Source organism: Eubacterium limosum (genome assembly GCF_000807675.2).
Lineage (GTDB): Bacteria > Bacillota > Clostridia > Eubacteriales > Eubacteriaceae > Eubacterium > Eubacterium limosum.
Genome location: NZ_CP019962.1, coordinates 3,045,592 through 3,067,600, shown reverse-complemented (window position 1 = coordinate 3,067,600; position 22,009 = coordinate 3,045,592). Strand labels below are relative to the sequence as shown.

23 protein-coding genes are annotated in these 22,009 nt (G+C 49.5%); 5 read left to right on the top strand and 18 right to left on the bottom strand.

The window, feature by feature from the left end; all coding sequences use genetic code 11:
- Positions 1-63: 63 nt before the first annotated feature.
- Positions 64-1,104 carry an NAD(P)-binding domain-containing protein gene (locus B2M23_RS14305; RefSeq protein WP_038350631.1) on the bottom strand — a complete coding sequence of 347 codons (1,041 nt, stop codon included), beginning with the start codon at positions 1,102-1,104 and terminating at the stop codon, positions 64-66.
- 271 nt (positions 1,105-1,375) lie between these two features.
- On the opposite strand from B2M23_RS14305, the gene B2M23_RS14300 reads away from it, so the two are divergent.
- The 3 genes from B2M23_RS14300 (at position 1,376) to B2M23_RS14290 (ending at position 3,469) form a co-directional block, all read left to right on the top strand.
- A complete protein-coding gene (locus B2M23_RS14300) occupies positions 1,376-2,341 on the top strand; it encodes a sugar-binding transcriptional regulator (RefSeq protein ID WP_038350632.1) in 966 nt (321 codons plus the stop codon).
- An 11-nt stretch (positions 2,342-2,352) separates the two neighbouring features.
- Positions 2,353-2,856: a GNAT family N-acetyltransferase gene (locus B2M23_RS14295; protein WP_038350633.1), complete on the top strand. Its 504-nt coding sequence runs from the start codon at positions 2,353-2,355 to the stop codon at positions 2,854-2,856.
- Between the two features lie 61 nt (positions 2,857-2,917).
- Positions 2,918-3,469 (top strand): flavodoxin family protein, encoded by a 552-nt coding sequence (locus B2M23_RS14290; RefSeq protein WP_038350771.1) that lies wholly within the window; start codon positions 2,918-2,920, stop codon positions 3,467-3,469.
- Between the two features lie 47 nt (positions 3,470-3,516).
- Here B2M23_RS14290 and B2M23_RS14285 read toward each other — a convergent pair whose 3' ends face one another.
- From B2M23_RS14285 to leuS, 13 genes are all read right to left on the bottom strand, one after another.
- Positions 3,517-3,885: a heavy-metal-associated domain-containing protein gene (locus B2M23_RS14285; RefSeq protein WP_038350634.1), complete on the bottom strand. Its 369-nt coding sequence runs from the start codon at positions 3,883-3,885 to the stop codon at positions 3,517-3,519.
- Positions 3,882-6,368: a ferrous iron transporter B gene (feoB, locus tag B2M23_RS14280; RefSeq protein WP_038350635.1), complete on the bottom strand. Its 2,487-nt coding sequence runs from the start codon at positions 6,366-6,368 to the stop codon at positions 3,882-3,884. Before feoB (B2M23_RS14280) ends, B2M23_RS14285 begins: the two co-directional genes overlap by 4 nt.
- 272 nt (positions 6,369-6,640) lie before the next feature.
- Positions 6,641-7,204 (bottom strand): YcbK family protein, encoded by a 564-nt coding sequence (locus B2M23_RS14275; protein ID WP_052237014.1) that lies wholly within the window; start codon positions 7,202-7,204, stop codon positions 6,641-6,643.
- Positions 7,205-7,286: 82 nt separating this feature from the next.
- Positions 7,287-7,523, bottom strand: a complete 237-nt coding sequence (locus B2M23_RS14270) for a DUF2922 domain-containing protein (RefSeq protein ID WP_038350636.1) — start codon at positions 7,521-7,523, stop codon at positions 7,287-7,289.
- Positions 7,524-7,666: 143 nt separating this feature from the next.
- Positions 7,667-7,891: a DUF1659 domain-containing protein gene (locus B2M23_RS14265; protein WP_038350637.1), complete on the bottom strand. Its 225-nt coding sequence runs from the start codon at positions 7,889-7,891 to the stop codon at positions 7,667-7,669.
- An 87-nt stretch (positions 7,892-7,978) separates the two neighbouring features.
- Positions 7,979-8,611: a sigma-70 family RNA polymerase sigma factor gene (locus B2M23_RS14260; protein ID WP_038350638.1), complete on the bottom strand. Its 633-nt coding sequence runs from the start codon at positions 8,609-8,611 to the stop codon at positions 7,979-7,981.
- 9 nt (positions 8,612-8,620) lie between these two features.
- The gene (locus B2M23_RS14255) at positions 8,621-8,821 is read right to left on the bottom strand and encodes a hypothetical protein (protein WP_038350639.1); all 201 of its coding nucleotides are present in this window, start codon (positions 8,819-8,821) and stop codon (positions 8,621-8,623) included.
- Positions 8,822-8,825: 4 nt separating this feature from the next.
- Positions 8,826-9,449, bottom strand: a complete 624-nt coding sequence (locus B2M23_RS14250; RefSeq protein ID WP_038350640.1) for a hypothetical protein — start codon at positions 9,447-9,449, stop codon at positions 8,826-8,828.
- Entirely contained in the window at positions 9,433-10,005 is a 573-nt protein-coding gene (locus tag B2M23_RS14245; RefSeq protein WP_052237015.1) for a BRO-N domain-containing protein, read from the bottom strand. Before B2M23_RS14245 ends, B2M23_RS14250 begins: the two co-directional genes overlap by 17 nt.
- Positions 9,998-10,573 carry a hypothetical protein gene (locus B2M23_RS14240; protein WP_038350641.1) on the bottom strand — a complete coding sequence of 192 codons (576 nt, stop codon included), beginning with the start codon at positions 10,571-10,573 and terminating at the stop codon, positions 9,998-10,000. Before B2M23_RS14240 ends, B2M23_RS14245 begins: the two co-directional genes overlap by 8 nt.
- A gap of 229 nt (positions 10,574-10,802) precedes the next feature.
- On the bottom strand, positions 10,803-11,453 hold the full coding sequence (locus tag B2M23_RS14235) for a hypothetical protein (RefSeq protein WP_038350642.1): 651 nt from the start codon (positions 11,451-11,453) through the stop codon (positions 10,803-10,805).
- Between the two features lie 203 nt (positions 11,454-11,656).
- On the bottom strand, positions 11,657-12,115 hold the full coding sequence (locus B2M23_RS14230) for a ribonuclease H family protein (protein WP_038350643.1): 459 nt from the start codon (positions 12,113-12,115) through the stop codon (positions 11,657-11,659).
- A 2-nt stretch (positions 12,116-12,117) separates the two neighbouring features.
- Positions 12,118-14,529 (bottom strand): leucine--tRNA ligase, encoded by a 2,412-nt coding sequence (leuS, locus tag B2M23_RS14225; protein ID WP_038350644.1) that lies wholly within the window; start codon positions 14,527-14,529, stop codon positions 12,118-12,120.
- A 176-nt stretch (positions 14,530-14,705) separates the two neighbouring features.
- Here leuS and B2M23_RS14220 point away from each other — a divergent pair, with 176 nt between their 5' ends.
- Entirely contained in the window at positions 14,706-15,767 is a 1,062-nt protein-coding gene (locus tag B2M23_RS14220; protein ID WP_038350645.1) for an alanine/ornithine racemase family PLP-dependent enzyme, read from the top strand.
- Positions 15,768-15,892: 125 nt separating this feature from the next.
- Positions 15,893-16,819, top strand: coding sequence for a DMT family transporter (locus tag B2M23_RS14215; RefSeq protein ID WP_038350646.1), 927 nt, complete (start codon positions 15,893-15,895; stop codon positions 16,817-16,819).
- A gap of 220 nt (positions 16,820-17,039) precedes the next feature.
- Here the strand turns inward: B2M23_RS14215 and B2M23_RS14210 are convergent, their stop codons facing one another.
- The 4 genes from B2M23_RS14210 to B2M23_RS14190 form a co-directional block, all read right to left on the bottom strand.
- Positions 17,040-17,720, bottom strand: a complete 681-nt coding sequence (locus B2M23_RS14210; RefSeq protein WP_038350647.1) for a putative ABC transporter permease — start codon at positions 17,718-17,720, stop codon at positions 17,040-17,042.
- A gap of 94 nt (positions 17,721-17,814) precedes the next feature.
- Complete coding sequence (gene feoB, locus B2M23_RS14205) at positions 17,815-19,845, bottom strand: ferrous iron transport protein B (RefSeq protein WP_038350648.1); 2,031 nt, start codon at positions 19,843-19,845, stop codon at positions 17,815-17,817.
- Between the two features lie 116 nt (positions 19,846-19,961).
- Positions 19,962-20,186, bottom strand: a complete 225-nt coding sequence (locus B2M23_RS14200) for a FeoA family protein (protein WP_013381339.1) — start codon at positions 20,184-20,186, stop codon at positions 19,962-19,964.
- Positions 20,187-20,996: 810 nt separating this feature from the next.
- Complete coding sequence (locus B2M23_RS14190) at positions 20,997-21,959, bottom strand: hypothetical protein (RefSeq protein WP_038350649.1); 963 nt, start codon at positions 21,957-21,959, stop codon at positions 20,997-20,999.
- Between the last annotated feature and the right edge of the window lie 50 nt (positions 21,960-22,009).

Sequence of the window (22,009 nt, the reverse complement as noted above, 5' to 3'; positions counted from 1 at the left end):
TTAAAATCTTATTTTGTCTGTCCCCCAGATGTCCTGAATCGCTTTTTATTTTAATCAATGCCGCTATGCTTCGATTGTCTCAAATTCCTTCCACGGAATATTGACTTTTTCCCCTTCGTTGAGCAACTTGTCCACATGCATTAGCAGCGGGAACTGTGCGATGTCAACCTTGCCGGCCTTTGCCAGGGCTTTGACCGCCTTTGCCGTACGTGTGGCGATGACAACCGCTTCCAGCGTCTGGCCTGCCAGCTTTTCATTGATTTCTTCCATGGACAGGCCTTCACCCAGGTACTGGCCCACGCTGCGGCTTCTGCCGCCGGCTACGGTAACGTCCAGGTCTCCGGCCGCAAACATGATCATGCGGTGGCTGCCGCCGACCAGCTCGAGTAAATCGTCCATTTCCTTTACACTCTGCTGGAACAGGGCGGCCTTGGAGTTTACATGCGCAACACCGTCATCCCCACAGATATTTTTAAGGCCGATGGCCAGTGCTGTACCGAGTGCATAGCCATTTTTCAACGCAACGGCCGCTTCCAGGCCGACCACATCGGTGGTGAGGCTGATGTGATAGTAGCTGGTTGAGAAGATATCCCGCAGCATTTCCTGGGTTTCGATGTCGCGTCCGCAGAAGCCTACAAAGGAATGGTCGTGGTCAGCCAGGTCGCGGGCTGTACATGGGCCGCCGATGGCGTAAATTTTAAGCTTAGAGCCTTCCGGCAAATGTTCTTCCCAGTATTCGGGATAAACCTGAAGGCGGCCATCCTCAAAATTCAGCATCCCCTTGGTGACTGAGAGCATCGGCACACCTTCGGGAATCATTGGGATAATTTCGTTCAGGAACCAGTCAACGCCAAAGCTGGACACACCGCAGACAACAACGTCCGCGCCTTCCAGAGCTTCCTTGACCTGGTCTACTTTATAATAATGAATACCATCATGCAGGGTGCGCAATAAATTAAAATGGTAGTTGTCTTCTCTCAGACGGTCGATAATTTCGTTATCGAGGGGAGAACCGACTAAACGGACCTCGTGACCGTTTTCGTAAAGGGGAAAGGTTAGGGCTGAAGCCATCTGGCCAGAGCCAATCAAAGTTACAGTGCTCATTGATTTCACTCCTTGTAAATGTTTTATAGGTGTATTCTATACCCTGTGGTGCAAATTTGTCAATAGAAAAATGGGTATAATTCCAAATTTAAGAAAATAATTTTTTCTTCTTTGGGAAAAATTTCAACATCTTTTTTCATTATATTTTCATATATTTGAATAATTCACGCTTTTTTCCTTGACATTCCTTTTCATTCTTTTTATAATGAAATCATAAAAAGCATTCAACTTTTTGTTTTTATGGGAAAAATTTCACATCATCGGAGGCGCTATGGATCTCAAAAAAATAAATCAGATTCTTCGTATATCAAAAATGTATTACGAAATGGATATGGGACAAATTGAAATTGCTGAAAGGGAAGGGATCAGTAAATCCAGTGTCAGCCGGCTGTTAAAAAGCGGCAAAGAAATGGGCCTGATTGAGGTGCGCATCAAAGAGCCGGTGCTTTCCTTCGGCGAGCTGGAAACGCAGCTCATCGCCCATTTCCCACTGAAACGGGCAGTCATTGTTCCCGACCTGGTGGGCGACAAACGGATTCTGGTCCACGACGTCTGTCTGGCGCTGGCCCAGGAGCTCCCGCGCTATGTGGATGACGACTCCATCCTGGGCATTGCCTGGGGCAGCACCCTGGAGGTTTTGTCAAACCTGCTGCAGCCCATCAAGCGGCGCGGCGTGTCGGTAATCCAGCTTAACGGCGGCTACTCCCGCGCGGTCTATGAATCCAGCGCCCTGAATATCCTCAAAAATTTCGTGACCTGTGTGGACGGCGCAGGCTACCAGATTCCGGCGCCAGCCGTGGTGGACGCGCCCTTTATCGCCGACGCCATCAAACAGGACTCCCAGGTAGCGCAGATTCTCTCCATGGCAGAGCGGTGCCAGACCGCAGTCTTTTCTGTGGGCAACCTGGCGCGGCCGTCCATCATCTATGAGATGGGCCTGCTGTCCGACGCCCAATACTGGGAAATGGAATCCAAGGGCTGTATCGGCGATATGTGCTCTCATTTTATAAACGCCAGGGGTGAAATCTTCGACGAAACCCTTGACCGCCGGGTCATCGCCGCTTCGCTGCCGGTGATCAAGGCTATCCGGAACAAGCTTCTGGTGGCCAGCGGCATTGAAAAGGCAGACATCATCTGCGCTACCCTGATGGGCGGCCTGGCCGACGTGCTGTATATCGACGCCCCCACCGCGGCGGAGGTTTTGAAAAAAAGCTATGAAAATACTGAAATTGACTGAAGGAGGTTTTGATGAATTTTATTTTACGACCCTGGCGGAAAACCGACATCGACAGTGTGGCAAAGTACGCCAACAATAAAAAAATTGCGGATAATCTGCGCAACGCTTTTCCCTGGCCCTACACCTATGAGGACGCCCGCGGCTATGTGACGAGCTGCATCGAGGCTGGTGAAACGCGCCAGTGTACCCGGGCCATTGACGTGGACGGCGAGGCTGTTGGCAGCATCGGCATCTTTCTGGAAGAGGATGTCTACTGTAAAAACGCTGAGATCGGCTACTGGCTGGCAGAACCCTTCTGGGGCCGCGGCATCATGTCTGCCGCCATCCGCCAGCTCACAGAGGCTGCCTTTGAGCACTATGACCTGGCGCGTATCCACGCCGAGCCTTTTGCCCACAACCAGGGGTCCCGCAGAGCGCTGGAGAAGGCTGGTTACACCTTAGAGGGGACCCTTAAAAACCGCGTCTTTAAAAATACTGAAATTTTTGACAGCTGCCTCTACGCTTTTACACGCTGATCTTGCCATATGCCTTTTAACAGGCGTATAATAGAAGTATAAAATCAAAGGAGTGATGATTGTGAAAATTGTAGGAATCCACGGCAGTCCCCGCCCGCAGGGCAACAGTACCGTGCTGGTGGACGCGGTGCTTGAAGGCGCAAAGGAAAAGGGCGCAGCGGTTCAGTCCTTTAACTTGAACGCGCTTAACATCAAAGGCTGTCAGGCCTGCGGCGCCTGCCATAAAAACAAGGATATCTTCTGTGTTCAAAAGGATGACATGGAGCGCATCTATGAAGCCATTGCCGACGCCGACGCGGTGGTCATCGGATCACCCATCTACATGGCACAGATGAGCGCCCAGACCATGCTGTTCTTAAACCGCCTCTACGCTTTTATGTATACCACCCAGGATGGAAAATCCCATTTTAAAATCGGGCCCAAGCGCGTGGTCACGGTTTATTCCCAGGGAGCGCCAATGGCCGGCCACTACGTTCCCTATTTTGACATGTCCGACGCTTCCTTTGGCATGATGCTCCAGGGCAAGGTGGAAAGCCGCATTGTCTGCGCCAACGCCTACACCGATGAACTCATCGCTGATGCCCGGGAGGCCGGTAAAAAACTCGCTGAATAACACACATAAAAAAAGCTTATTCACCGTATGGTGGATAAGCTTTTTTGTCAGGATTCATCAATCCGGAACACTGTATATCCGCTGTCCTTTACGCTGAGCTTGAGTATCTCATCGTCAAAGGGCTTTTTCATCAAAACCTCTGCCTTCTTTTCTGTCAGATTCACCTTTGCCCAAACGCCATCCAGGCTGTTCAGGGCATTCTCTACATTGGCTGCGCAGTTGCCGCAGACCATTCCGTCGATCCATAAAACCTTACGATAGGGGTAATGGCTCTTGTCCTTGTCCGGCACGCGGATCTTTTTGACAGTTCCGCCGCCTGAGCCGCAGCAGCCAGATGAAACTCGTTTCATATAGCTGCGCACACCCAGGATTACAATAACGGCAATGGCGATGCAGATCAGGATGGTAGCTGTCATGGTTTTGCCTTGGCAGCCGGCATGTTAATGTTCAGTGTATCGGATTCTTTATAGGGACGTGCCATCAGGTAAATGATACCCGCCAGGAGCGCGATGGCAATAACGGTCCAGACGGAGAAGCCGCCGCCTGTAAAGAGCAGGCCCAGACGGTAGATAATCAGTGAGATCACATAGGCAAAGCCTGTCTGGTAGCCAACAGCAAACCAGAACCATTTCGCGTTGTTCATTTCACGCTTGATGGCACCCATGGCTGCGAAACACGGTGCACACAGCAGGTTGAATACCATGAAGGAGAAAGCGGAAAGCGCGGTATAATGGGCGGCCACTGCTGTCCACAGGGTTGCGTCGGTTTCTGCAACCTCGCTGCCCACCTTGAACAGAATACCAAAAGTACCCACCACATTTTCCTTGGCCACGAGGCCGGTAACCGTCGCAACAGTTGACTGCCAGTCACCAAAGCCATTGGGGATAAAGATCCAGGCCAGGGCGGAGCCGATGGCGGCCAGAATACTGTCGCTCATATCCTCTACCATGCCAAAGCTGCCGTCTGCCATGCCAAAGCTGGAGGTAAACCAGATAAAGACTGTGGACAGCAGAATAATGGTACCGGCTTTTTTAATGAAGGACCAGCCGCGTTCCCACATGCTGCGCAGTACATTGACGACGGTGGGTATATGATATGCTGGAAGTTCAATGACAAAGGGTGCCGGGTCACCGGCAAACATCTTGGTCTTTTTAAGCATAATACCGGAGATGACAATGGCTGCGATTCCGATAAAGTAAGCGCTTGGCGCTACCCACCACGCGCCGCCGAAAATCGCGCCGGCGAACATGGCGATGATTGGCATCTTCGCGCTGCAGGGCACAAAGGTGGTCGTCATAATCGTCATACGGCGGTCGCGCTCATTTTCAATGGTACGCGATGCCATGATCCCCGGTACACCGCAGCCACTGCCGATAAGCATCGGGATAAAAGATTTACCGGATAAACCAAAGCGGCGGAAGATACGGTCCATAATAAAGGCAACACGCGCCATATAACCGCAGCCTTCCAAAATCGCCAGGAAGATAAACAGCACTAAAATCTGGGGGACAAAGCCAAGAACCGCGCCAACACCAGCGACAATCCCGTCTAAGATCAGGCTCTGGAGCCAGTCGGCACAGCCCACCGCTTCCAGACCGTCTCCGATAATCACCGGAATGCCTGGTACCCAGACTCCGTAGTTTGCCGGGTCCGGCTCTTCCGCAGCTGCCGCTTCCTTAAAGTCATTGACCGTTACAGGAACGGTTTCTACCACTTCGCCTTCCTCATTGGTGATTTCAGCGTCGGTGGTCACACCTGCTGCGGCCTGTTCAAAGGCGGCAACAGCGCTTTCATCTGCTTCGCCTTCCCCTGCTTCCAGGGCTTCTGTCACTGCGTCAGTGCTGATTCCCTCGGCCTGGGCGGCTTCTAAAAAGGCGTCCATCTTCTGCGCCTGAACGTCATACTCACCGGCGGCTTCTTCATACTGGGAAGTGCCGATGCCGAACAGATGCCAGCCATCGCCAAAGACGCCGTCATTGGCCCAGTCTGTGGCCCAGGAGCCCACGGTGGTGACGGAAACATAGTAAACCAGAATCATGACCAACGCAAAAATCGGAAGTGCCAGGAAACGGTTGGTGACAACTTTATCAATTTTATCTGAGATGGAAAGCTGTCCCTTGTTTTTCTTCTTATAGCAGTCACCGATAATATTAGAAATATAATTATAGCGTTCGTTGGTGATAATGCTTTCAGAATCGTCGTCCATGGAGTCCTCAACCGCTGTGATAATAGCTTCCACATTCGGCACACGCTTCATCAGTCCGGAAATCTTATCATCCCGTTCAAAGAGCTTGATGGCAAAGAACCGCTTCTGTTCCTGCGGAATATCATCCCCCAGCCTGGCTTCTATCTTATCAAGCGCTTCCTCTACTTCTGGATCAAACCGGTGTACTGGCGCGCTGATGGTATTTTTGCCCGCAATTTTAACGGCTTTTTCAACGGCTTCCTTCAGGCCCTTGCCTTTAAGCGCTGAAATTTCCACAACCTCACAGCCAAGATCCTTTGACAGACGCTTGACATCAATCTTATCCCCGTTCTTTTCCACGAGGTCCATCATATTCACAGCGATGACTACCGGAATGCCCAGCTCTGTGATCTGTGTGGTCAAGTAAAGGTTACGCTCAATATTGGTCCCGTCGATAATATTAATGATGGCGTCGGGCCGTTCATTAATCAGGTAATTTCTGGCAACCACCTCTTCAAGCGTGTAAGGTGAAAGCGAGTAAATACCCGGTAAGTCCATGATAATGACGTCTTTGTTTCCTTTCAGCTTACCTTCTTTTTTCTCAACCGTAACACCAGGCCAGTTGCCGACATACTGGTTAGAGCCTGTGAGCGCGTTAAAAAGTGTCGTCTTGCCGCAATTGGGATTTCCTGCAAGTGCTATCTTTGTTGACATGATATCTCCTCCTTAATTTTATATTCTTAGCTAAGCCTTACTTTAACCGTCAACACCCCAAGGGCTGTTAATCCGGTAATTCCTTGGTTCTGTTTCATAATAAGCTTCAAGTAACTTATTTCACACAACCTAAAAAAGTTAGATTACGCTAATCACAATAATAGATTAGCATTCCCTAACTTTATTGTCAATAGTTTTTTTAAAAATACCCGTAAGATAATCTTTACCGCTCATCAATTTATATTCATTCTAATTTAAACCCATTTCATCTTTCAGCTCAGAGGTAATTCTACATGAATATAACCCGAGCTGTAATAGGGTAAAATGTTTAACCCGGTTTCCTGTGCCCGTTCCGCCAGATCGCCTACCCCCATGCCCGGGCAGTACAGATCGGCGGCCAGTCCCTTTTTGTGGAAGGACCAGGCTACTCCGCCCACTTCGGCGTTGCGCGCTGCGCAGCGCACTCCAGAAGTAATGATCACCGGCCGCCCACAAGCCATGCGCAGGGCCTCAATGCGTTCGAGAAGCTCGGGGTTCATTTCTGTGGGCCAGCCGTCACAGTAGCCCGCGCAGTCACAGGCGTACTCGTCCATGAGAAAGTGGGCCGACGCCCAGGGCCTGGAGTCGATGACCGGTTCCTCCGGGACCGGCTCCTCACTGACCGCTCCGTCAGCCGGCGTTACCAAAGGCTGTTCCTGCGTCTCTGACTCCAATACCAACGGCTCCTCCGGCGCGTCCGGTACCCTAGAGCTCAGGCTTGTCAGAAAGACGCAGGAAGTTAGGATGAGGATTGTAATGATGGTACTTCGACTGATACGTTTATAAAGATTTTTCATTGGTACTCCCTTCTTTATTTGGTTGAAAGTGGAGGGTGTTGGTTCACCTTTCATTTAAAAAAGGGGCTTTCGCCCCTTTTTTCTAAACCGCGTCCTCAATGACGACATCGGTCTTGGTGGTGTCTACTTTTACGGCACCGGTGACTTTTACCAGGCCGAAACCGTCGGGCTGGAAGGCTCCCTGGTCCACGATGGCCTTGGCGCCGGTTTTGATCTCGGCGTCGGTGATGTCTTCCTTGTAATCCGGGATCGTGATCTTGAATTCCTTTCCGTCCTCACGCTGAAAATATACGGTTAAATCTTTGCTGGTTGTTGGCATTTTAAAAATTCCTCCTGATTTTTAATTTTGTGCTTCTGGTTGATTGATATTCTTTTTAGTGGATCGTTTATGAACAAATCAGCTTTGCTGATTTACACCACGACGATCTACTATTCACTATCATCGGTCAACTGTTGAAATCGCTATGCGATTTCAACCAACTCCTCGGCTGTTACCTTCACCTGCTTTTCCCGGATGGGCTCCTGCATGCCGGTAATGGCTTTGGCGGTGGCCACAAAGGCATCGTCGGTCACGTCTTCCTTGATGTCGCCGTAGGTTTTTGAAGTCTTGACGATTTTCCCCTCCCGCTCTCCATGGTTGACGGTGATTTTCATTCCTACTGATTCCGTTGTTTTTTCAACTGCCATGTTCATTTCTCCTTTTTGGTTTGTATTTTTGTGTGGCATTTTGCCCTACACTATATACATACCGGATTTTTGAAAAACGGCAGGGTCTTATTCAAAAAACTTTTTTAATTTTTTTAGTGCGGCCGTATGCGTTTCACATACCGACTGATGTGCTTTTCCCTGTTTATCAGCGATCTCCCGAAGACTCAATCCCGATGTGTAATGGTCGTTGATCACCTCCCTTTGCTTGGTTGTCAGCAGCGAAAGGCCCTTTGCCAGTTTCCTTTGCTGGCGCTCGTTTTCTTTCTTCCAGATAAAACCTTTCTCTGGACCGGGTGCTTCATCCGGCAGCGTGTCGGCAAAAGTGAGTCCTTGCGTTCCTGGCGCTTTGTCCTCAAGCCGCTTCTGGGCCGTCACCGACAGATTAAAGCGCCCACTTTTCCATTTTCTGTAATACTGACACAGATGTGTTCGTATAAAAGCATTAAAAGCAGCGCCACGCTCAGGATCAAAGCGATCCAATCCCTTCATGAAGGCCAGAAGACCGTCCTGAAATCCATCCTCAAACTGCTCATCCGGCACCTGAAACTTGCTCATCACAGACAACACCAGGGGCTTAAAGGTTATGATGAGCATTTCTCCCGCCACCTTTGCGTTTTCCCGCTCTGGGCTGTTTCTCGGATGTTTCTGCCCATTTTTATAGGTTTCTACCAACGCGTCAATCTCTTTGTATTGATTCATTCACCCCTCCTATTCATCCTCATAAAGGTCCGTCATACTCAAAACAATCTCCGGGTGCCTGTCCTCCACAGCCTGGCAGTACTCGCCAAATAAATCTTCCGCTTCTTCCACAGTCCGGGCATAAAAGCCCACCTGCACCCGGCATTCCGCTTCCACCAGATAGGGCCTGCGCTTGTGCAGGATACCGGGACCTGTGCCATATCGATTCATCCCATCACCTCCTTAAATTTTTAATCTCTACCTGTTTCTTCTCCCGGGCCTCCCAAATCGCGTAAAAGGCTGCCACATCGTTGTCTGGGAACCTTGCCCGGATCGCTGCCTTTTCCTCTTCAGAGATCTCAGGAAGCAGATTAAAGCCGTTGGGGGATAGCGTGTCCTCAGGAATACTACCTGATAGAAAAGCTTGTTTATTGTTTAAAGGATTTATGTACGGTTCCGCCCCGGGTCCAGCGGCGCTGCTGACGCTGTTCCATACCTGGGTGCGGGCGCACCCCTTTTCCGCAACAATCCAGACCGCCTCAAGCCCCTGGTTAAAAGGGTTCAGACGATAGGTGCCTGCCCTCTGGGCAGGGTGCTTTTCATACTGCACCCTGCCGGTGCGGATCAGCTGGTCTCTGAGGTGCACGACCTGATAATGCTTTTTAAGGCCCAGAAACCGCATGACCACTGTGTTGGGAAGATTAAAATCCACCGGCCAGTACCAGTCCCCCAGCTCGTCCCGGACAGCGGCCCTGTTGTTGGCCCACATGAGCAGATGCCAGTAGGCCTGCTGGATCGGGCTGATGAGCGTGGTTTCCAGCCATCTGTAAAAGGCCAGGAGCTCAGTCAGGTAGTTCATGGTTCACTCCAAAGGGTCCGGGGACACAGCCAGCGCACACCGTCCCCGCACAGGGCCAGGGGAACCACGGTTTTAATCCCCGGATCGAGGGCAGCATCACCCCAGTGATGTACCCCTTGAAAAATGGGGCAGCGTGCAGCCGGCCGCCGAGGATCAGCGCGTCCAGTCCCCTTTCATTGACCACCAGCATTTTCTGGCGGTGATTGTTGGCGTCGCGGATTTCCCGCTTTGTCACATCCTCACTGCGCACATGGGTGCGCAGCGCCCCGCAGTGGCTTTTATACCCCAGGGCCCTGCAGACATCCTTTACCACAAACCACTCTTGCCGCCCTTCCCCGGTCCTCAGCATCTGCTTTTTGAGTGTGATGAGCCGGTTCATGGCTTTGCTGACAAGCTCGCAGTCCACATCATACATGATGCGTTTCTGAATCTCACGGATCTCCCTCTCGATGGCTTTGTTGTGAGCCTGTACATCCACTGTTTCCACCAGGGTGCGGATAATTCCAAACAGGGGGCTTTCAAAACGGTTTATCTTTAAGGTTATATGCTTATTCATGGGCTTCTCCTTTTTCAATCAATACAAAATATGTGTCTGACCATGGGTCGCGCAGGCGGTACACCCAGCGCTTCATGTCTATGGAATCGGTGAGGAGGGCCTGATCTGTGACTGCCCTCAGCAATGGGCTTTGAAAGGTTTCAATATCCATATCCGAAAGCGGCGTCTCCCCTTCGGACTCAATCTCGCCCTGAGCGCACAGATGGGTGCTGCCATCCGGAAAGATGCATTCCTTTAGCGGCCGTCCGTCACACAGCGCTTCAAAAAGGTGCAGCGGATGAGCGCTGTTGCCCAGCTTTACCCTGCAGATCTCCCCGAGCTCTGCCGCCAGGGCTTTGGCGCTTAAATTCTCTGGCGTCTCACAGGGCTGATAACCGCCCTCCATGGGGAAAAAGGGACTGTCGCAGTGGTAAACCAAGGGCATCTCATCGGTTAAATCCGCCATGCTCGAGACGCCCAGATCCTTTAAATAATCCGGCACCGGATAATAGCGTAAATCCTTCCGCGCTTTCACGCGCTCCATTCCCTTCATGTCCGCAGGCTTCTTAAGGTTTTTGGTCTGATTCATTTCAGTCCTCCTGATTTGTGATTCACCGCCGTTTACCGGGGTGTTAATGCCATTCTAAAGCATTTGAAGGGCACAAATCAAAAACGCTCCAGCCTGAAAATCCGTTCAAAAAACAAAAAAGCCCCAAAAATTGAGACTTTTTTGTATCCGAATGATATAAAACAGCTAATTCCGCTTTGTTAGAGGCTAAAAGCTTGCGCCAAAGAGTTTTTGAAAAAACTTTTAAACCTTAAAAACCAAAGGCCCTGTGAAACAGATCATGGCATACTCCAAACAACGCGCAGCTGCGGCAAGCGGGGTGATTTGCCAGGCTGAAGCAGTGCCCGTTTTTAAGCAACTCTTTTATGAACAGCGCCTGGCAAAGCCGCATCAGCTCCAGAATTTTATCCTTGATCAGCCTTGACGGGCAGCAGTAAGCAACAGCCAATCCACTTAATGATACCAGCATTTTTTCCTCGCTCAAATGGATAAAAAAATGGCGGCAGAGAAAGCTGATTCCTCTGCCGCCATCAGGAAGTTTTGTCACAACTGGTAAAAGCTGAAGCTCCTCACCCAAAATAATTGGAAAGTGCCGCCTGTAACCAAATCGTTTTCGATTATTTTTTCGACACTGCTTCATGTCCTTGTCAAAATACAGGCCAACAGCATTTACCACAAAATGCGGCGACCGTGGCCACAAAAGCACTGTCTCATCCGCGAATACAATGGCTGTCATGGGCTGGGCCGGTGTTCCCCGGTTGATAAAGGCCACCGGCGCCCCGCGCTTTAAGTCCGAAAAAAGCTCCGCCACCTTGTCCCGCGTCAGCCGCGGATATTCTCCCTCATAGGCCTTGACAGCGTCATCGTAGTTGATGAAATGGTACTGCGTGTTTGCTTCCATTTGCATTTCCTTTCTGCGATTACCTTCGTAATCGTTTTACATTTATTCTAAAATGATGGGAGAAGTGGTCCCATATTTTAAGCGGGTGGTATAGGGATTTAAAAACCGATATGCCGGGAGTTCGTGCGGCGGCATATCGGTTCTTTTTGGAGCTAGGGATAGCAGCTTATAAGCTCTCCCTGAATATTTATTTTAATCTCTTCTCATTTCCCATACGCGTCCATCGCCTCATTCACCAGCGCGTCGGCGCGGTTATTGAGTTCATTGTTGGCATGGCCCTTGACCTTGGCGAAGCGGGCGTCATGGTAGTTGACCAGCTCGTCCAGCTCCATCCAGAGCTCCTTGTTTTTCAGGGGGCCGGCCTTGCCGCGGCTCCAGTTTTTGGCCTTCCAGCCCGTAACCCAGTTCTGGTTGTAGGCATTGACCACATAGGCGGAATCGCTGTGGATCACGACCTCGCAGGGCTCTTTGAGCATCTTGAGGCCTGTGATGACTGCCTGCAGCTCCATCTGGTTGTTGGTGGTATTGGGATAGGCTTTCTTGTATTCCTTGCGGATATCTTTTTCCGGGTAGATGAGGATACCGCCAATGGCGCCGATGTTATCACCAGCCTGGCCATTGCCGCGGCATCCGCCGTCTGTATACAGCTCGACATACTTCATGTTTATTTCACAACCAGGTTAAAAATTTTGCCTGGCACAAAGATTTCCTTCACGATATTTTTGCCATCCACATAGCTGCGAATATTTTCATGCTCAAGGGCAATGGCCTTAGCAGCTTCCTTGTCCGCGTCGGCAGGCAGGCTGATCTTACCGCGCACCTTACCGTTGATCTGGACGGCCATTTCGATGACATCGTCCACGGTTTTGGCTTCGTCATAAACAGGCCATGGGCTGTCGTGCAGGCAGCCCTCCAGTCCGGCGATTTCCCAGAGTTCCTCGGTGATATGCGGCGCTACCGGGTACAGCAGCTGCAGATAGGTTTTAAACTCATCCTTTGTCACCTTGCCCACGCTGTTAAACTCATTGATCAGCGTCATCAGGGCCGCGATGGCGGTGTTGAATTTCATTTCTTCGTAGTCGCTGTTGACTTTTTTGATGGTTTTATGCATCATGCTTTCCAGCTCTGGGCTATAGCCTGTTTCGTCTGTCACAATTTCCTGAAGCTTCCAGACACGATCCAGGTAACGCTTGGCGCCCTTGGTGCCATTTTCAGACCACGGCGCGGGTTTTTCATAGTCGCCGATGAACATGACATAGGTTCTCAGGGTATCTGCGCCGTATTCGTCGATGATATCGTTGGGATTAACCACGTTGCCCTTGGACTTGGACATTTTTTCGCCGTCTGAGCCAAGAATGAGGCCCTGCATGGTCCGTTTTTTATAGGGCTCTGCGGTTGGCACCACGCCGATGTCATACAGGAATTTATGCCAGAAGCGGGAGTAGAGCAGATGTCGTGTGACGTGTTCCATACCGCCGTTATACCAGTCGACAGGCATCCAGTATTTCATTTTGTCATAGTCGGCCAGTGCCTGGTCATTTTTGTTGTCAAAATAGCGCAGGAAATACCAGCTGGAACCCGCCCACTGCGGCATGGTGTCCGTTTCGCGCTTGGCCGGACCGCCGCAGTGCGGACAGGTGGTGTTAACCCATTCAGGGATGCCAGCCAGCGGAGACTCGCCGGTGTCGGTTGGTTCATAGCTCTTGACCTTTGGCAGCTCTAATGGCAGCTGATCTTCCGGTACAGGCACCATGCCGCATTTCGGGCAGTGAACGATCGGAATCGGCTCACCCCAGTAGCGCTGGCGGTTGAAGGCCCAATCCTTCATTTTATAGTTGATGGTCTTTTTGCCAAGACCTTTTTCTTCCAGATATTCGATGGTTTTTGCGATGGCTTCCTTGACTTCCATTCCGTTTAAGAAGCCGGAGTTCACCATCTCGCCGCTGGCTGTATCGGTATAGGCCTCTACACTCACATCGCCGCCCTTGATGACTTCGATGATGGGCAGATCAAATTTCTTGGCGAATTCCCAGTCACGGGTATCATGTCCCGGAACCGCCATAATGGCGCCGGTGCCGTAGCCCATCATAACATAGTCCGCGATAAAAATGGGGACTTCTTCCCCGCTTAACGGGTTGATGCCGCGGATGCCCTCGATCATGACGCCGGTCTTTTCCTTTGCCAGCTGGACACGTTCAAATTCTGTCTTGCGCTTGGCGGCTTCCTGGTAATCCACAATGGCATCCATGTTGGTAATACGGTCTTTCATTTCCTCGATCAGCGGGTGTTCGGGCGCGATGACCATAAAGGTCACGCCGAAAAGGGTGTCGGGACGGGTGGTAAAAACGCGGAGCTTCTGATCTGCGCCCGCGATATCAAAATCGACCTCGGCGCCGATGGATTTACCGATCCAGTTTTCCTGTTCCAGGCGGATACGCGGCAGGTAATCCACGTCGTCCAGGCCTGCCAGAAGCTTTTCGGCATACTCACGGATTTTCAGGAACCAGACGTCCTTTTCAAGCTGCACGACCTCGCTGCCGCAGATGGAGCATTTGCCCTCGCGGAAGTCTTCGTTGGCCAGAACAACCTTGCAGCCGCTGCAGAAATTGACATAGGTGCGGTCTCTGTAAACCAGACCATGTTTAAAAAGCTGTAAGAAGATCCACTGGGTCCACTTAAAATAGTTTGGATCGGTGGTGTCAATCTCGCAGTCCCAGTCAAAGGAGTACCCAATGGATTTCAGCTGCTGGGTAAATACCTTGATGTTTTCATCGGTGACTTCTCTCGGATGGCGGCCGGTCTTGATGGCGTAGTTCTCGGTCGGCAGGCCAAAGGCGTCCCAGCCAATGGGGAATAAGACGTTAAAGCCTTCCATCCGGCGTTTTCTTGAAATAATTTCAAGGGATGTGTAGGCTCTGACGTGGCCGACGTGCAGTCCGGCGCCTGACGGATACGGGAATTCTACCAGACCATAGAACTTTTCTTTGTCCGAGTTCTGCTCGATTTTAAAGGTATCGTGGTCTTCCCAGTACTTCTGCCATTTTTTCTCAATTTTATGATGGTCGTATATCTTCATGGGTTCCTCCAAATTAATAATCAAAATACGTTTATAAGTGTACCCTTAATTATAAACAAGGCAGAAAATACTGTCAACCTAAAGCCGCCGGAAAGGGTGCAATTATTTTAAAAATCTTCATACACTCTTTATAAAAACATGGTATACTAAGACGTATAAAATTTTTGAGGTGAACCATGTATCCATTATTGCGATTTAACAAACAGCAAATTCTTGAAAATACACAGACCGTTGTAAAGGCCGCTGCCGAAAAAAACATCGGCGTCACTGGCATTACCAAGTGCACCGGCGGCAATTATGAGATTGCCGAAACCCTGCTGGCGGGGGGCGTTACTGCCCTTGGCGATTCCCGCGTCCAGAATCTCATCACCCTTGCAGACCTCGACTGCCCCAAATGGCTGATCCGCATGCCCATGCTCTCCGAGATCGAGGAAACCGTTCTGTACGCCACCCTTTCCCTGAACTCTGAGCTGAAAACCGTCCAGGCTCTGGATGCCGCGGCGGCCAGGCACCACAAAAAGCATGAGGTGCTGGTCATGGTGGATCTGGGTGATCTGCGCGAGGGCTATTTCTCAGAGGAATCACTCTGCGCGGATATGGCAGAGATGCTGAAGCTTAAAAACATTGACATCCGGGGCATCGGCGCGAACCTGTCCTGTACCGGCGCCATCGTCCCCACTGTGGAGACCTACGAGCGTTTTGACGATTTCCAGACTCTTCTTAAAAAACGCTTTGGCCTGGACTGCGCCATCACATCCGGCGGCGCCTCCAGCACCTATTTTATGGTGGAAGCGGGCACCATCCCCTCCTGTATCAATAACCTGCGCATTGGCGAGCTGATCCTTATCGGAAATGACACCTCCAACAACATGCGCTATGAAAATCTCCACGATGATAATTTTATTCTGGATGTGGAGATTATCGAGATCAAAGATAAGCCTTCCATGCCCATCGGCAAAATCGGCTGTGACGCCTATGGCTGCACACCGGTCTTTGAAGACCGCGGCATCCGCAAGCGTGCCATCTGCGCTCTGGGCAAGCAGGATACCACCATGGAGGATCTGACCCCTCTGGATGCAGACCTTGAAATCATTGCGTCCAGCTCAGACCACCTGATTGTGGATATTACGGAATGCCGCCGTGATTACCAGATCGGGGATATTGTGTCCTTCCGCTGTAACTACGTCAGCGCCCTTCACGCCTCGACCTCGGAATACATCTATAAATCCGCTTTTTAACAAGATTCATTTAAAAATGGCCTGCCCGGCGCGCAGGTCATTTTTACTTTTTTGACCCCTTGTTTTTCCCCTGATTATGGTGTATGCTTGTGCTGTTGGGAAGCATTTATATTGTTGGAGGAAAAATGAAAAGCTTAAAAGGAAATTTGTTTATCATACTCTCGGCCTGTATCTTTGGTTTTACACCGATCATGGGAAAAATCACCTATCTTAACGGCAGCAATTCCATTATGCTGACCTTTCTGAGAACCTTTTTCTGTGTACCGGTTTTATGGATTATTTTAAAACAGCAGAAGGTGTCTTTTAAGCTTTCAAAACCGCAGCTTAAACAGCTTCTGATCATCAGCTTTATCGGCTCTGCCGTCACCACGCTGATGCTGTACCAGTCCTACAATTATATTCCCGTGGGCACTGCCACCACCCTGCACTTTGTCTACCCGGTATTCGTGGCCCTGGGCGCCATTCTGATCTTTAAGGAACACCTCACCAAGCCCAAGATCCTGGCCCTGGTCATCGCCACAACCGGTATCAGCTTTTTTATGGGCGGTAAAATTGAGGGTGGACTGCTTGGCATCCTCTTAGCGCTGGTTTCCGGCCTGACCTACGCTTTCTACATCCTGTATCTGGATAAAAGCAACCTCCTTGCGCTGCACCCGCTCAAGCTGTCTTTTTACATCAATTTGTTTGTGGCCGGCTTTGTTTTTATCTACGGCCTGTTCACAGGAACCCTGACCCTTGACATCACCCCCATGGGGTGGCTGCTTTCCTTTCTGGTGGCCATGCTCTGCGGCTTTCTGGGCATTACCCTGTTCCAGCTTGGCGTCAAGCTGTCCGGCGGCACCACAGCCGCCATTCTCAGCATGTTTGAGCCCATCACCAGCGTGGTCTGCGGCATCGCCTTTCTGGGTGAGCCCATCACTGTCAAAAGTGTCTTGGGCTGCGTACTGATCCTGACCGGCGTCACCGTCCTCACCGTGTTTAAAGGGAAGGAGCCGGCTGAGACGCCTGATCTAAATTTAGAGTTTGCTGCCAGTGAGGAAATGGAAAATTGAAAATTTAAAATTTAAAATGGAAAATTCCAGAACCCCTTTGCCATTGGCAAAAGCGATTTAAACAGCGGCCAGAGGCCGCAAACAAACCAAATACATCATTAAATCGACAAATGATAAAAAAACCTCTGACAATTTGATTAAAATGCGGCGCAAGCCGCATCTCAATCAAAAAGCCAGGGGCTTTTTGTACCTGAATTTTCCATTTTCAATCTTCAATTTGTTAAAGAATCATGTTCGGGTAGATCTTGCGCATAAAATCATCGGGATAGGTCTTATCCAGAAATTCTTCAAACGAATTGTCCGCCTTGACGCCGTGGTCACGCTGATCCCAGCGCTGGACAGTCAGGGCCGAAATGGCCATGTTAAAAATCATAAACACCACCAGCACCCAGGTCAGCACAATCCCCACCTTGTTGGGGATTTTTTCGATCCATTTGGAGAAATACGGATAAACGTCCTTTACCCACAAAAGCCCCAGAAGCCCCCAGAACAGCCCATACAGGAGACAGGTACGCCCGCCGATGTTGAGGGGCAGGTTGCTGTAATCCCAGGATACTGTCCCCATAAAATACTGTTGGAAGGCTGAACAGAGATACTCGAAGCCTGAGCCAATGACCATACTGAAAAGAAAGATAAACAAATCTCTTTTATGGGCAAGGGGCCTTAAAACAATGGTCAGAACCACAGCTCCAAAGCCGTAGACCGGGTTAAGCGGGCCATAAATCAAACCCGACCGGCTTTCGATAAGGCCGTGCTGGGTTACAAAACAAAAAATCATTTCAAGAATCGTCCCTAAAAAACAACCGATCATAAAAATCCAGAAGAGCTTATAAAAATTCAGTCCCGCCGCAAAGGAACGGCCGTCCGAACCATTTTGGGCAGATATCTGTGTCTTTTTCATGGTTTCCTCCAATTTGCTTTCATTTGTACAGGATTATATCTACCCAAAGATGCTAAAGTGGTAACAAAAAAAGCGGCCTCAGGCCGCAGATAAATCAAATAAACAGGCTTCCAATCTGGTAGACCAGCATGGAGATCAGATAGGCAGTACCCGTTTGGTACAAAATGGCAAAGCCAAAAGTTTTCCAGCTTCCCAGCTCCTTTTTCATGGTCGCCAACGCTGCCGTACAGGGCGATGCCAAGAGCACAAACAGGATGAAGCTGTAAGCCGAAAGCGGGGTGAAAATCTGTCCGAGCGCCATGTTAAAGCCGCCGTCAAAGGTACTGGTCAAGACACTCATGGTGCTGATGATCATTTCCTTGGCCGCGATACCCGACAATACCGAAACGCTGGCCACCCAGTTGCCAAAGCCCAGCGGGGCAAAAACCGGGGCGATGAATTTCCCGAAGGCCGCCAGAATGCTCTCATCGGCATTGGCCGTCATCTGGAAGTTCGTACCAAAGTTTTGGAGAAACCAAAGCACAACCGAGGCCGCAAAAATAATGGTGCCGGCACGTACAATAAACTCCTTCACGCGCTGCCATACCTGGGTAACCGTGTTTTTAAGCACTGGCAACCGGTAGGGCGGCAGCTCCAGCAGATAGCCGGAATCCTGTCCTTTAAATACCGTCTTGGACAAAATCACGCCTGACACAAAAACCACCAGCAGGCTTACGATATATAAGGAAAAGACCATGACGGACTGGGCCTTTGAGAAAAAGGCTGACGCCATGAGCACATAGATCGGCATCTTGGCGCCACAGGAGATAAAGGGAGTCAGGATAATGGTCAGTTTCCGCTCCCGTTCGTTCTCCAGGGTGCGGGTTGCCATAATTCCAGGCACCGAGCACCCAAGCCCAACGACCATCGGGATAAAGGATTTTCCCGAAAGGCCGAATTTCCGAAACACGCGGTCCATCATAAATGCCACCCGCGCCATGTAGCCGCTGTCCTCCAGCACAGAGATAAAGATGAACAGCACGGTAATCTGTGGGATAAAGGTCAGAACTGCCCCCACACCGGTGATGGCGCCCTCTGTCACCAGGGCGATGAGCCACGGGGCCACGTTCAGCCCTTCCATAAAGCCCGTCACACCGGGAATCAGCATTTCGCTGATAAAACCCTCGATAAGGCCTGTTGTACCATCCCCCACCACGTTGATGGACACAAAATAAATGATAAACATAAAGATAAAGAAAATGGGCAGGGCCGCGTAGCGGTTCATGAGTACCTTATCCAGCCTGTCCTCAAAGGCCAGATGGGTTTTACCGATTTTTTTCGTAGCCCTTGTTACCTGATCTGTGATAAAGCGGTAGCGGTAATCCGCAATGGTGCTGTCCACATCCTGCTCGCTGATCTCCCTGATCTTTTCCCTGGCGTCATAAATATCCTGATCCAGTCCAAAGCAGTTCTCCACCTTTTTCAGAATTTCATCGTCCTTTTCAATGAGCTTGATGCTTCTGAAAATTTTGGGATAGCCGGGCAGAATATCCGGGTAAGACCGCTGCACCAGGTTGTCAAAATCAATGATGACCCTTTCGATATTATCTGGAAAAACCGGTTTGAATTCCGGTGCTTTCCCGGCTTTCCGGTCATCCTCCAGCTTTTCCTCGACTGCCTTGATCAGTGCCTCAATGCCGATTCCCTTTTGGGCGGATATCTCCATAAATGGGAACCCAAAGCCTTTGTTCAGAGCGTGGAGATCCAGCTTCAATCCCTTTTTCTCAACAATATCCATCATGTTCAACACACCGATGATGGGAATTTTCAATTCCATCAGCTGGGTGGTCAGATAGAGGTTCCGCTCAATGTTTGATGCATCTAAAATATTGATGATCAAATCCGGCGGCTCACTCAGCAAAAAATCCCTTGATACAATTTCATCCATCGAATAGGGCGCCAGCGAATAAATGCCGGGAAGGTCCACCAGCGTAATTTTGCTCGCAGTATTCCGCAGATCCCCTTCCTTTTTTTCAATGGTGACGCCCGGCCAGTTCCCCACATACAGATTGCTTCCGGTCAGGCTGTTAAATAGGGTGGTTTTTCCAGAGTTCGGATTTCCCACCAGTGCAACGCGATAATTCATAAAATACTCCTCGGTTTTTAGGATGTCACATAAAACTAACTTGCCCTTACAAGAGAAAAACCACCTTGAAAAAAGGCGGTTTTTGTGATTTAATATTTATTTAGAAGCTTAAACAATCAGGCGATTAATATATTTTCAGCATCGTTTTTTCTCAGGCTTAATGCGTAGCCTCTAAGGTGAATTTCGATCGGATCTCCAAAGGGCGCTACCTTATCGACCATTACCTCGACACCAGGGGTTACGCCCATATCCATGAGCTTACGGCGCATAAGGCCTTCCACTGAAATTGTATCAACCACACCTGATTCACCAGGTCTTAAATCCTTCAATGTTGTTTTCATCTTTATCACCCACTGTCTATTAAACTCTTTTGTTAGCTTTATTATACTTAATTAGACAGTACCTGTCAACGGGTTTCGTGAAAAGATTGGTAATATTTAGCATTTTTTATTGCCTGCATAGCTATTTTAGCCGTCATAAGGTGGCAAAGAGTTCCATAGATCTACCCCGCAAACCCGTATGAAATGGGCGTTTTCTCAAATCCCACGAATAAGGTGGCATAACCTTGAACAGCGTGGTTTTGTAAAGTTGGGCACCACAAAACAAAAAATCAGCAAGCCCTTGTATGGCTTGCTGACGTGTTTACTATACCACTCTTTCCCCAAAATCGCAAGCGCTATGGGAGGCTATATGGTGGCAGGCCATTCAGGGGCGTTTTATACCCCCGAAATCGGGATAGGGTTCCCATGTGGGACGGTCGGGAGCGCCCCGGAGGTATCAACCACCGTCCGGGGCGCACTATTTATGCCCGGTAGGAACCAGACCCCCAGAGCCGGGGCGCAAAGCGGACAAATAGGGCCGTAAAAACACTGACAGAATGGTCCTCTGCGGGCGCGGAACCGTGGTGCCTGTACCTTTTTATCCCGAACCCCTGAAAATGGACATCTATCGTTCCGCAACACGCCCCAGCGTGAGATGTAACCCCGTCTCATGCCGGGGCTATTTTCATGCGCGGCGGGAATCCCAATACCACCGAAAACAATCGTGGCAAGCAGGGCATGAGTGTGTACGCTCATGCCCTGCTTGCCACAATTAAAAACGGCTAAAGAAGAAATGCGTATTAGTCCAATAAGGCGTACTACGTAAAATGCTCATAATTCTGTCCGCAGTAAAATTTGGCTGCAAACATAGGTTAGATAGGGGGATGGCTGTTTCTTTTGCCCGAAATCCCAGCCCTTAAACTTTTGATATACAGCTTCGGGTGTAAACAAACCATTCTCGTCTTGCTTTGATTTTAAAATCATAGCCATTTCAAGAAATCGCTTGTCCTTTTTTATGGTGTCAAAACGGCTTAAAACATCGGCAACACTTACGATATCGTACCACATTGCAGGTGCTTTCAGCTTTCTAAAATCAGTTCCCATATAGAACATATAGGGGTGCTTATCCAAGCTGTGCTCCCATAGAGAAAGTAAATTTTGCGCTATTTTCTCCGCAATTTCACTTTGCTTATAGTTTTCTATATCAGAAAGCAGCTTTAACATCAGCAATGTAGCATAGGGGCAGCAATCGTCTTTGCGCCCGGGGCCTCTGAATTTTCCGTGCTCTTTAGAAACGGTGCAAGGAAATCCCTCATCTTTATAAAAGCTTAAAAGGTGCTCTACACCACGATGAATATGTTTATCATAATCAACGTTTGCTTTATGCAGTAAAAGAAGCAGCAATGGCGCATCGCACAAGCACCAACCAAAGGTGTCCTCGCCAATGCCGCCGTAATGCTTCGGAATATTTGTTGGCGATTGATAAATACCATTTTCATCTATATGTTCTAAAATTTTATTTATACCGGCTTGTATCTCCGGAATATCTGTATCAAATCCAAGCTCAAGTAAAAATAATAATTTGTGCATAGACAAATCAGGATTTTTATGATTGGTCACAAGGCAGTTATGAAAATTTGAAACATCAATAAGATATGCCTTGATTTTTGGATTAGATAATGCTTGCTTTCTTAACTCTTTCAAACTATTCTTGCTTTCGCCTAAAACATTCACCTTTACAGCATATTGCAGCCAAGATTCACCGTTTTCCAAAACAAACTGCAAATCATTCATAGCCACCCTCCTAAACGAATATAAACAACCTATAGTTCGCCTTTTCTGCC